General features: G+C 53.6%; 10 protein-coding genes and 1 pseudogene. 2 read left to right on the forward strand and 9 right to left on the reverse strand.

What is annotated here, in order from left to right:
• Window positions 1-1,896, reverse strand: a 1,896-nt coding sequence (gene mnmG, locus Q0711_RS10730; RefSeq protein WP_298616073.1) for a tRNA uridine-5-carboxymethylaminomethyl(34) synthesis enzyme MnmG, incomplete at its 3' end; no start/stop codon positions are given.
• 31 nt (window positions 1,897-1,927) lie between these two features.
• Window positions 1,928-2,218, reverse strand: coding sequence for a YggT family protein (locus Q0711_RS10735; RefSeq protein ID WP_298616071.1), 291 nt, complete (start codon window positions 2,216-2,218; stop codon window positions 1,928-1,930).
• 300 nt (window positions 2,219-2,518) lie between these two features.
• Here Q0711_RS10735 and Q0711_RS10740 point away from each other — a divergent pair, with 300 nt between their 5' ends.
• Window positions 2,519-3,331: a hypothetical protein gene (locus Q0711_RS10740; RefSeq protein WP_298616068.1), complete on the forward strand. Its 813-nt coding sequence runs from the start codon at window positions 2,519-2,521 to the stop codon at window positions 3,329-3,331.
• Window positions 3,332-3,871: 540 nt separating this feature from the next.
• On the opposite strand, the gene Q0711_RS10745 is transcribed toward Q0711_RS10740, so the two are convergent.
• The 7 genes from Q0711_RS10745 to msrB form a co-directional block, all read right to left on the reverse strand.
• A complete protein-coding gene (locus Q0711_RS10745) occupies window positions 3,872-5,617 on the reverse strand; it encodes a ribonuclease J (protein ID WP_298614007.1) in 1,746 nt (581 codons plus the stop codon).
• A 59-nt stretch (window positions 5,618-5,676) separates the two neighbouring features.
• On the reverse strand, window positions 5,677-6,570 hold the full coding sequence (gene dapA, locus Q0711_RS10750; protein WP_298614008.1) for a 4-hydroxy-tetrahydrodipicolinate synthase: 894 nt from the start codon (window positions 6,568-6,570) through the stop codon (window positions 5,677-5,679).
• Window positions 6,567-6,947, reverse strand: coding sequence for a hypothetical protein (locus Q0711_RS10755; protein ID WP_298617137.1), 381 nt, complete (start codon window positions 6,945-6,947; stop codon window positions 6,567-6,569). Before Q0711_RS10755 ends, dapA begins: the two co-directional genes overlap by 4 nt.
• A gap of 6 nt (window positions 6,948-6,953) precedes the next feature.
• Window positions 6,954-7,775: a pyrroline-5-carboxylate reductase gene (proC, locus tag Q0711_RS10760; protein ID WP_298614010.1), complete on the reverse strand. Its 822-nt coding sequence runs from the start codon at window positions 7,773-7,775 to the stop codon at window positions 6,954-6,956.
• Window positions 7,750-8,319, reverse strand: coding sequence for a cell division protein SepF (locus tag Q0711_RS10765; protein WP_298614011.1), 570 nt, complete (start codon window positions 8,317-8,319; stop codon window positions 7,750-7,752). Before Q0711_RS10765 ends, proC begins: the two co-directional genes overlap by 26 nt.
• Before the next feature lie 386 nt (window positions 8,320-8,705).
• Window positions 8,706-8,882 (reverse strand): hypothetical protein, encoded by a 177-nt coding sequence (locus tag Q0711_RS10770; protein WP_298614012.1) that lies wholly within the window; start codon window positions 8,880-8,882, stop codon window positions 8,706-8,708.
• Entirely contained in the window at window positions 8,879-9,286 is a 408-nt protein-coding gene (gene msrB, locus Q0711_RS10775) for a peptide-methionine (R)-S-oxide reductase MsrB (protein ID WP_298614014.1), read from the reverse strand. Before msrB ends, Q0711_RS10770 begins: the two co-directional genes overlap by 4 nt.
• A gap of 128 nt (window positions 9,287-9,414) precedes the next feature.
• Between msrB and Q0711_RS10780 the strand changes: the two are divergent.
• A pseudogene (locus Q0711_RS10780) lies at window positions 9,415-9,851 on the forward strand (hypothetical protein); the annotation flags it as partial.

The raw sequence follows: 9,851 nt of genomic DNA on the forward strand, positions 1-9,851 counted from the left end.
TAGGGATTGCCGCTGCTGTTGCACTTGGAGATAGACCAAAAGGGCATTGATATCCGCCGGATTCACTCCACCAATACGGCTGGCTTGACCAATAGTGAGGGGGCGGATAGCACTCAGTTTTTCCCGCGCCTCCATCGAAAGGGTGGGGATGGCAAAGTAATCTAAATCCGCAGGGAGCGGACGCTGTTCTTGGCGGGCAATCTGCTCAATTTCCCGTTGCTGCCGCTCAATGTAGCCGGCGTACTTAATGGCAATTTCAACGGCTTCCTTTTCTTGGGGAGTCAAGTTTGGATTCCCAAGGCCATGGCGATCCAGTAGGTCGTAGTGTACCCCCGATCGCCGGAGCAACTCATCAAGGGCAATGGCGCTCTTAATCGCTTGACCCGTCGCAGCCACAATCGCCTCGCCCACCGGTTCATGGGCTTTAATGCGCGTCCTCTGGAGGCGTTGGGTCTCAGCTGCTAGGCGCTGTTGCTTTGCTTGAAACACCTGCCACTGGGCTTCACTCACCAAGCCAATCTCATACCCCAAGGGGGTGAGCCGCTGATCCGCATTATCGGATCGCAAGACGAGGCGATACTCCGAGCGGCTGGTGAGCATGCGGTAGGGTTCCCGCAGTTCCTTGGTACACAGATCGTCAATCAGGGTGCCGATGTAGCTCTCTTGGCGTGGGAATGTGATCATCGGTTTTCCCTGCACAAAGCGAGCTGCATTAATCCCGGCCACAATCCCTTGGGCGGCTGCTTCTTCATAGCCGGTGGTGCCGTTGATTTGCCCGGCGCAGAACAGCCCCTGAACCTTCTTGGTCATCAGCGTGGGAAAGCACTGAGTCGCCGGCAGGTAGTCGTATTCCACCGCATAGGCCGGACGCAGCATGATACAGTTTTCTAGCCCCGGCAACGTGCGCAACAGTTGTAGTTGCAGGGGTTCTGGTAGCCCCGTGGAAAACCCTTGAATGTAGAGTTCTGGCGTATCGCGGCCTTCGGGTTCAATGAAAATTTGATGGCTCTCTTTATCGGCAAAACGTACAATTTTATCCTCAATGCTGGGGCAGTAGCGGGGACCTTTGGCATCTACCCAACCACCATAGACCGGGGTAAGGTGCAGATTCTCACGAATCAATTGGTGGGTGGCAGCGGTGGTGCGCGTCAAGTAGCAGTTCATTTGGGGCCTTTCCACCCATGCCGTGGGGTCAAAGCTAAACCAGCGCACCTGCTCATCCGGCGGTTGCGGTTCCAGCTTGCTGTAGTCCACCGATCGCCGATCCACCCGTGCGGGCGTTCCTGTTTTCAAGCGATCCACCTCAAAGCCGAGACGGGCTAAGGTCTGTGAGAGTCCCTCTGCAGCAAATTCACCAGCGCGACCCGCAGGCATGGATTTATCTCCCACCCAAATGCGGCCACCGAGGAACGTTCCCGTGGTCAGGATCACCGCCTGACAGCGAAAGGCCACCCCAAAGTAGGTTTCAACCCCAATCACCGTGTCGTTAGCGTCCAGAATGAGGTCTGTGACCATGCCTTCGCGCAGTAGCAAGTTAGGTTGATTTTCCACCACTTGCTTCATGACGGCGCTGTATTCGCGCTTGTCTGTTTGCGCCCGCAATGCCCAGACCGCCGGCCCCCGTGAGGCGTTCAATAATCGCTTTTGCAGATAGGTGCGATCGGTCACTCGGCCAATTTCGCCCCCTAGGGCATCCACCTCATGCACCAGTTGCGATTTTGCGGGGCCACCCACCGCAGGATTACAGGGCTGCCAAGCAATTTTATCGAGGTTGAGGGTCAGCAAAAGGGTACGACAGCCCAACCGCGCCGTTGCTAAGGCCGCTTCACAGCCCGCATGACCGGCACCGACAACAATGACCTCAAATTCATCCTGAAACGGACGCAGTGTTGACATGGCGATTGCACCCTAGTGAGCCAAAAATGGTTTAGAAGAGTGTGGCACTACTGGAAAAGCCTGATAAGAGTTGGACAAGGAATTGCAGGAGGAAGAAGGCAATAATTGGCGAAAAGTCCAGACCACCGATGGGGGGAATCAGACCACGAAAGAGATTCAGATAGGGATCTGTTAACTGACTGATAATTGAAAAGGGTGGATTGTACCAGTTGATATTGGGAAACCACGACAGCAGAACCCGAATCAGGAGAATGATAAGGTAAAACTGTAAAAAGTTCGCAACTCCCATCAACAGAATGGGGAGAACGGGTGCCTCAGTCATTGGTATTCCCCTTGCAAATTCAAGTTCACCCCTTATTGTACCAATGCTGGCAGAAACCTTAGCCTTTACCGCCAGCGGTCAACCTCCCTCGCTAGACTAGAGAGGAGAAGCTTATGCACTCATTCTCAAAAATTGTCGGTCGGCGCCTCCACAGGGGAGCGATCGCCAAAGGATAAGGAGATTAGAGAACTGTCCGACAGCGGCTTTGACTGGTTTGGGTGTGTTCCCTCCTGGGGAAAAGGGCTGTATTCTGGATTGCGGCGTTTTCATTGATATTCAACTGAAGTTCAGGGGTTCAATATGTTACAGATGTCGGCCACGGGTCATACACTGGTGGGCACCTATGCCCTGATTGGATTTACCATCTCCGGCCTATCGTTTTTGCGAACTTGGGTACAGCGGCAGTACAAGGGTTCTGTCCCCCGTTTGAAGGAAGAGTGCGATCGCCTGCACAAACTTGTTAGCGAGCAAGCCCAGCGTATTGAAGGGCTAAAGGAACTGGTTACCCGTAGCGAACAGGAGCGCGATCGCCAGCGCCAAGAAATCGAGCAATTGCGCTCAGAGGTGGAGCGACTGCAAAACCGCTGTCAAGAACTAGAAGATCAGCAACAGCAACTGCAAACTGAAGTGAGTGACTACCGCCAGCAGGTGGCGGAATTGACAAATGCCCTCAACAATAGCCAAGCAGAAAATGAGGCGTTACGGGAGAATTGCGATCGCTATCGCCAGGAGCTAGAAACTGCTTACCAGCACAGGAGCAGCCTCGAAGAGGAATATGCTAGGCAAACGGCAACACTGACCGCTTCTTTAACCACGATGGAGGCCACCTGTCGGGAAAAAGAGGCAGAGCTAGCGGTCTGCCATGCCACGGTGAGCGATCGCGAACGTGAAATCGAAGGGCTACACCACGAAATAGCAGACCTTAACCGAGAAGTCGAGCAGCTTCAGCAAACCGTTGAACACCTGCAAACCCAGAAACAAGGGGCAAATATCTACGCCCAATGGCTGACATGGCTCAGCAGCACCGTGGCGATTGCGGCTCTGGTACTCAACCTTGGCCCTTGGAGTCCCCTGTGGATACCCATCTATTCTCACTTGCCCATGTTTTCCTAGAAATTGAAATCGTTGACCAAGGGTCGGGGCACAACATTGCCCCTTTTTTGTTTTACTCCTCTTCAGTGGCATTCAGAAAAGGAACTTAGCATAGGCAGAAACCATCCAAAAACCTATGTCTATCAGCAGGCTCGCTCGACCCACCCTTGAGTCTCCAAGAACCCAAGAGACAGCCTTTTTCTGAATTATGAGGAGACATCAAGGAAAGGCCATCCTGTGATCTTTGAAGGGTATAGCGAGAACGGCTAAAGGCGGTCTGCGCAGCATCCTTGGTGGGATATGGAGCTGGAAGCATTGACGGAACAACCTGGGACTGATGCTCAAACCCTTGATTTGCTGCAACTGGCTTAGGCAATGGTTCAGAGTCTTTGCCCTGCCCTTGTGACAGTTTGGCTTTGCCCCACTGAGAGGGGGTGTTCTCGGCAAAAAGTCAACTAAAACCTCTATTGCTTCAACGCTGGCCAGGGCAGCGCAGACGAAAAGAAACGGGCAGAAGACACTGTAAAAACAGGCACACTCTCCTGCCCAAGCGGTTTGATTCTAGCCAACCACAGAAGCTGTGCTGCGCCGCCGTCGAATTCCTGTTGTCACAGGAGGGGTGACGTCAATGGATTGCAGGAGCAATAGGACTGAGGCATTGCCCTGAAGTTCACGGCGCACGAGGCGCACCAGTTCCCGTTCAATGTGGGCTTTGACCCCCGCCCAATCTATATCGCCGTTGCGGGCATATTCACTCCAGCGATCGCTCAAGGCAGTTTCGACCGTGGCATGCACCCAGGCCTGCCAAGCCTGTGGCTCAATGGCCGTGACCACGCCTTGCAGGTGGACTTCAGGAATCGCTTTTAGAGTGCCATCAGTACCTACCGCTATCGCCACGGTGATAATGCCTTCTTCAGCCAGTTGTTGTCGCTCCTGCAGCACATGGGCTTTGACAATGCCACCCCGATCCAGTAGCTCAATGCCGGCGGGCACCTTGTCTATGACACGAATCGAGTCACGGGTGAGTTCCACGACATCGCCGTTGTCAATAATCACCATATTCTCAGGAGGAATCCCCATGCTCTGAGCGGTTTGGGCGTGTTTCACTAACATGCGGTGCTCGCCATGCACAGGTAAAAAGAATTTTGGCTTCGTCAACGCCAGCATCAGTTTTTGATCCTCTTGGCAGGCATGGCCAGAGACGTGAATGCCCTGTTCGCGACCGTAGATGACTTTAGCTCCCTGCATCATCAAACGATCAATCATGTTGACTACGGCAATCGTGTTCCCCGGAATGGGATGAGCCGAGAGAATCACCGTATCGCCGGAGCGAATTTTAATTTTGTTGTGTTCCCCTTTAGAAATCCGCGTCAGTGCCGAAAGAGGTTCCCCTTGGGAGCCGGTGGTCAAGTACATCACTTGGTGATCGGGGTACTTGTGCATCATGTGCAGTGGCACAAAGAGATCATCGGGGCAGCGAATGTAGCCCAACTGCCGTGCATGGGCAATCACATTGAGCATCGAGCGACCCAAGACAGAAACCACTCGGCCATACTTTTGTGCCAATTCTAAGGCCATATTGAGGCGATGCACTGACGAGGCAAAGGTGGTAAAGATAATCCGCCCCGTGGCTTGGCTAAAGGCACGATCCAAGTTGGGGAAAACCGATCGCTCCGAGGGGGTGTAGCCGGGGACTTCTGAGTTGGTGGAGTCACTAATTAGACAGAGCACACCCTTTTCACCATGCTCCGCGAGCCGCTGAATGTCAAAGCACTCCCCATCCACAGGGGTAAAGTCAAACTTGAAATCCCCTGTGTGGATAATGACGCCAATGGGGGTATGAATGGCCACCGAGAAGCTATCGGCAATGGAGTGGGTATTGCGGATATACTCCACGAGGAAGTTTTTGCCCAAGCGCACCATCTCTCGAGGCCGGACTGGGCGAAGTTCGGTGCGATCGGCCACCCCGGCTTCTTCGAGTTTCCCTTGCAGCAAGGCCATGGCAAGGCGAGGGCCATAGATAACGGGAATATCAAACTGCTTGAGGTGAAAGGGAATACCCCCAATGTGATCTTCGTGACCGTGGGTAACAATCATCCCCTTAATTTTGTCGCGATTTTGCCGCAAGTAGGTCATGTCGGGCAGCACGATATTCACCCCATGCATACCATCGGTGGGAAAGGCTAGCCCTGCGTCCAGCAAAATGATTTCATCTTGGAATTCAAAGACACAGGTGTTCTTGCCGATTTCGTGCAGCCCACCCAGGGGAATGATTTTTAAGGCAGCCGTTGCAGCGGATTGACTCATAGGTCTCCTTACAGTGAAATGAACAAAAAAGTGTAGCTTGGCAAATGTCCTGCGTTGCCCTAAGACTTCAGTAGGCCAAGGTCATCTAAAACGGTCTTCAATTGGCCAATCACAGCGTCACTCGCAGACGTGAGGGGTAGTCGGGGTTCACCCACCGGCCAACCTTGGAGGCTGAGGGCAGCTTTAATCGGAATCGGATTCGTCGTCACGAATAAAACCTTAAACAGTGGCAATAGTTGACAGTGAATAGCCGTGGCTTTGGCCGTTTCTCCTTGGACAAAGGCTTGAATCATCTCTTGAATACGTGAGCCAACAAGGTGACTGGCCACACTGACTACACCATAACCACCAATGGCCAGTAATGGCAACGTCAGGGAGTCGTCGCCGGCGTAAATGCGAAAAGTCGGCGGTAGGGCAGCGCGCAGGGCACTGGCTTGATCAAGGCTGCCACTGGCCTCTTTAATAGCCACAATGTTAGAGTGCTCTTGAGCAAGGCGGATAACCGTTTCTGGGAGCAAGTTTTGTCCTGTGCGGCCGGGAATGTTGTAGAGCATGAGGGGAAAGTCTGGCACCGCCTTGGCGATCGCCTGAAAATGGGCGTAGAGTCCCTCCTGGGGGGGTTTATTGTAGTAGGGTACAACCAACAGCGCACCATCGAGACCCAGTTCTGCGGCCTTGGCTGTGGCATGGATTGCTTCCCGAGTAGAGTTGGAGCCGGTTCCCGCAATGATCTTGGCTTTGCCGGCCACCGCCTGCCGCACCGTTTGAAAGAGTTGAAATTCTTCGTCCCAAGTGAGGGTAGGGGATTCCCCTGTTGTACCGCACACCACAATGCCGTCGGAGCCGTTGGCCACAAGGTATTGCGCTAGGTTCGCTGCCACCTCGTAGGCGATCGCGCCATCGGCGGTAAATGGCGTAATCATGGCGGTAATCACACGTCCAAAGTCAGTCACAGTCTATCCTCAGCTAAGTTTTGTTGCAGTTGCCGAATCGTCACCGCCCCCCGTTGCCAGCCTTGGGGCGAGCAATAAATGGTCAAATTCTCTTCAATCGCAGTAATTTGGTAGCCCTTGTCCTTTAGCCATGCCTCCAGTCGTGAAAGTTGCAGCGGTGCTACCGCAAGGACTTGCGTATGATTCCAATAGGCAGCGATCGCGCCCACCGTTAGTCCCCAACGGTAGGGCAAAGGAGACAACAGGCTCCAATGACAAATTTGGCTCAAACTTAGGCAGGTGATGGCAGTCACACAAGCAAAGTAGTAAATGAACACTACCTTGACATCTAAGCCTTCGATGGCGGGGGGGTCAGCGGTTGTGGGGGAGTTGGGCATAGGCACTTAGTTGAGGGCTTGGGCACGCTCGTAGGCCGCTTTTACCGTTTGCATGAGGGTTCCACGCACACCAGCAACTTCCAGTACTTCGAGACCGGCAATGGTTGTCCCCGCAGGACTGGTGACTGCGTCCTTGAGTTGCGCTGGATGCAACCCGCGCTCTCTAAGTAATTGTACTGTGCCTGTTATTGTGCCATAAACGAGTTCCTGTGTCAGCGATCGCGACAGACCCACTGCCACCCCGGCATCACACAGCGCCTCCACAATCAGTGCTATAAAGGCAGGGCCAGAGCCAGACAGGGCCGTGACCGCATCCATTTGCCCTTCACTGACAGTCACCACCTGCCCCAGCACCCCTAGCAAATTCTTAATCTTTTGAATCTCCAGTTCACTGGCTACACTATCGCCGGCTAGGGCAATCACTCCGGCGCCCACCTGTGCCGGTGTATTGGGCATTGCTCGAAAAATCAACCGCTGGGGAAAGAGTTGCCGCAGCCGCCCGCTGTGGATGCCCGCCATGATTGAAAGGACAACCCCCCCACTTTGAGCCACCGGCGTATCCGCCAATTCTGACTCAATATCGGCAAAGACCTGTGGCTTGACTGCCAGCAGGAGAGTTTCGGCGGTAGCCACCTCTAGGTTTGTGGTCACTTTGACCCCGTAACTCTCAGCTAAATAGTGCTGCCGCTGGGGCGATCGCGCCGACACCCAAACCTGCTCCGGTAACAGACCATCTGCAAGGAGTCGCGCAAGCATGGCCTCCGCCATGCGACCACAGCCAATGATCCCAAAGGCAGGCACCCTAGGCACTGCGCTGTTGTTGGGCATCCATACCCCAAGCAGAGGGTGGGGTACCGGGTGTGGAGGTTGCACTTGGGCGAACCCCACCCACTTGGGTGCTCACTTGAACACAGCTTGGCGTAAATAGGAAAATACTTTCGCCAATGCGTTCTTGGTGACCATCAATGGTGTAGGTAGCACCGGCAACAAAGTCCACCGAGCGTTGAGCTTGCTCTGGCTCCATCAAGGTCAAATTCAACACCACAGACTTGCGCTCCTTGAGGGCTTTGATCACCTCAGGCATTTCACTAAAACTGCGCGGCTGCATCACCAAAACTTCTGCCACTGCACCCCACCAGCGACCCGTATTGGGCATACCAATTACATTAGAAGGACTAGAAGGGGCTGATCCTGTCGGCACTGAGGGGGAGTGGTGGGTGTCAAAGTCCTGACTCAAGGTTGGCCGTGATGTGGGCAACGGTTCCACGTCAGAGTTCATGGTTACCGCTCGTGGCGTTCCTTGAGGGTATTCCTCATCGTAAATATCAGTCTCTGGGGTTAGACCCATAAGGTCACGGAGTTTGCCCAACATAACGACTCACTATTGCTCCCAATAAACGTAGATAGTTCTAAAGTGATCTAACGCGCCATGGCGAAGGTCACCACGACAGTTCAGGACGGTAAAAGCCAGATGATATGTTTCATGTTTTAACAACCCTAGTTTCGTGGCTAAAAGGGAACCTATGCACGAACGTCCACGATAGTTGCGTTAAAACAGGAGAATTCAACTGGCCATTTTACACGAAACCTAAAGAATAAGATGAATTTGGCCTTAAGTGTCTCGCTTTTGCGCGGGTTTGTCAAGCGCAAGAATCTCTTAGTTGGGCTGACTAGCGGAATAGGAAACCAAAAGGTTACTCCCTAAATTCGCTCTAAAATCAGCGATCGCGATTTTGCACCTTTGACATCTTCCCCGGCCTAAAGCCCGGAGATTCCTAGGGTGCTCAGGCGTGATTTAAGCTGCCCCTGAGTCACTAAGGACTCCGTCCCGCTGGCGCGAACGGTGGGTTCTTGGGCCGAGTGCGTATCCGCCTTGAGACTGCGGGCACTCCTGCGGAGAATGTCCTGCAAAATCTCCTCAATCACAACGATCACGAAGCGGGAGCAGATTCAGGGATAAATTCCAGCGCGGCTGAGTTGATGCAGTAGCGCAGTCCTGTGGGTGGCGGGCCATCCTCAAAGACGTGACCTAGGTGGGCATCACAGACAGCGCACAGAACTTCCGTGCGCACCATGCCGTGGGAGAAATCCGGTTCCATGCGGATATTTTTGGGGTCAAGGGGTTGCCAAAAACTCGGCCAGCCACTGCCAGAATCATACTTCGTCTCGGAGTGAAAGAGCGGCGTGCCACAGCAAACACAGCGATAGAGACCGGGCTTTTTGTTATTCCAGTAGCAGCCTGTGAAGGCGCGCTCCGTTCCCTTTTTGCGGGTGACATAGTACTGCTCAGGAGTCAGTTGAGCTTGCCATTCAGCATCAGTTTTCACAACCTTAGCCATTTTTGCCTCAGAAATAGACAGTGATCTTACTCTTCAGCATAATCAGGGACATCGGGAAGTTCCAGTCTTTTTGCCAAAGGTTCCCTGCCAAGGGGAAAATGTAAGGGCAATCTTGACCTTGTTTGGTTATGCCCGTTTCGCTGCCCCTCACCTTTGATTTGTCCTCTGAGTCCGAGTTTTATGCTCAGGTCAGCGCTGGAATTCAGGCAGCAGAGCAGGCCAATTGTCAGTTCCTGAGTCTGGGGCTGCCTTTACCGACGGTTGATCCCCTAATGCTGTTGGCTGGCCTGATGCAGGTCAGTGGCGAAAGTGAGCATTTTTACCTTGAGCAAGCGGGGCAGATTGTTGCTGCCTGTGGTGCGGTGGCAACTCGTCATGCTCAAGGAGATCAACGGTTTACGCAACTCCAGCGTTTTAGTGAACAAACCCTCGGCCGCGTGTGGGCGATCGCCCCAGCCGAACCGCGCGTCTTTTGTCAATTTAGTTTTTGGGAGCACACAGGCTCGAATCGGGGGGTCTTACCCCGCTGGCAGGTGATGCAGCATCTTGATCATGTTTGGCTCAC

Source organism: uncultured Thermosynechococcus sp. (assembly GCF_937958135.1).
Classification (GTDB): Bacteria; Cyanobacteriota; Cyanobacteriia; order Thermosynechococcales; family Thermosynechococcaceae; genus Thermosynechococcus.

Excerpts from the sequence above, each read along its gene's own strand:
- Q0711_RS10740 (WP_298616068.1), top strand. The coding sequence starts at position 2,519 with ATGTTACAGATGTCGGCCACGGGTCATACACTGGTGGGCACCTATGCC.
- Q0711_RS10765 (WP_298614011.1), bottom strand. The coding sequence starts at position 8,319 with ATGTTGGGCAAACTCCGTGACCTTATGGGTCTAACCCCAGAGACTGAT.
- Q0711_RS10755 (WP_298617137.1), bottom strand. The coding sequence starts at position 6,947 with ATGCCCAACTCCCCCACAACCGCTGACCCCCCCGCCATCGAAGGCTTA.
- Q0711_RS10745 (WP_298614007.1), bottom strand. The coding sequence starts at position 5,617 with ATGAGTCAATCCGCTGCAACGGCTGCCTTAAAAATCATTCCCCTGGGT.
- Q0711_RS10735 (WP_298616071.1), bottom strand. The coding sequence starts at position 2,218 with ATGACTGAGGCACCCGTTCTCCCCATTCTGTTGATGGGAGTTGCGAAC.
- proC (WP_298614010.1), bottom strand. The coding sequence starts at position 7,775 with ATGCCCAACAACAGCGCAGTGCCTAGGGTGCCTGCCTTTGGGATCATT.
- msrB (WP_298614014.1), bottom strand. The coding sequence starts at position 9,286 with ATGGCTAAGGTTGTGAAAACTGATGCTGAATGGCAAGCTCAACTGACT.